Raw genomic sequence first — 752 nt, 5'->3', positions numbered from 1 at the left:
CCTCAATTCTTGGTTGTTCTTACCAAACGAAAACCGGCGTGATAACCGACTTCACCTGTTCGCGGGTGATGGCTCCGAAGTAGCGCGAGTCGAATGACGTTGCGCTGCTATCGGTCATCAGCAACAGCTCTGATTCGCCAAGCGTGTATCGCTCGTCGCTCATGCGAGGCAGCGGCCGGCCTACACCATCGGCCGGCAATGGCTTGCTGTACGGCAGCAGTGCGCCGTTGACGGTGACGCCGTGCGGCGTGACGGAAACGGTGTCGCCTTTAGCGGCTAAAACCCGCTTCATCATGTAGCCGTAGTTGCCGGGACAGAACCCGGAGCCGATGTAGCCCGCGCCCTAGCGGTATCGAACACTGGCCGCTGCGGCGGGCAGAAAATGACGTATTCGCCCTTGGTGACGGCCGCGCTGCTGGTCCAGTACAGGCCGAGCGGAATGCTCTTGCTCGTGTTGACGCGAGCGCCGGCTGAGTACATCACGCCGCCTCCCGCGACCAAGCCCAGACCGCCCACGACCAGCACCGCGATTGCACGCTTGATAAGGCGGTTCATATCGTGATCGCCTCCCCTGCGGCCGGCTCGTGCACGAGGCGCAGCTTGTCGCTGGCCTTCGGCTCGGGCACTGCTGCGCGCGCCGTGAAAATCGGGTCCTGGAAGTAGAGCGGCTGCTTGCCGTAGATTGCCGGGTAGCCTGCGACGTACACAACCATGTCGCCGGCCTCGGTGATTTGCCCTTCGGCGTCCTTCTT

3 protein-coding genes are annotated in these 752 nt (G+C 62.6%); all 3 read right to left on the bottom strand.

Annotated features, from left to right (window positions below; translation table 11 throughout):
* Positions 1-19: 19 nt before the first annotated feature.
* Positions 20-295, bottom strand: a complete 276-nt coding sequence (gene traF / locus P7F28_RS09680) for a conjugative transfer signal peptidase TraF (RefSeq protein ID WP_277184284.1) — start codon at positions 293-295, stop codon at positions 20-22.
* Positions 292-555 (bottom strand): hypothetical protein, encoded by a 264-nt coding sequence (locus P7F28_RS09675; RefSeq protein ID WP_277184283.1) that lies wholly within the window; start codon positions 553-555, stop codon positions 292-294. The genes traF and P7F28_RS09675 overlap by 4 nt, the downstream gene beginning before the upstream one ends.
* A partial coding sequence (locus tag P7F28_RS09670; RefSeq protein ID WP_277184282.1) for a type IV secretory system conjugative DNA transfer family protein occupies positions 552-752 on the bottom strand: 201 nt, incomplete at its 5' end. The genes P7F28_RS09675 and P7F28_RS09670, both read right to left, overlap by 4 nt.

Origin of the sequence: Caballeronia sp. BR00000012568055 (genome assembly GCF_029439455.1) — a bacterium.
Taxonomy (GTDB): Bacteria; Pseudomonadota; Gammaproteobacteria; order Burkholderiales; family Burkholderiaceae; genus Caballeronia.
Note: the sequence above shows the minus strand (reverse complement) of the source record. Positions and strands in the feature narration are given on the sequence as shown.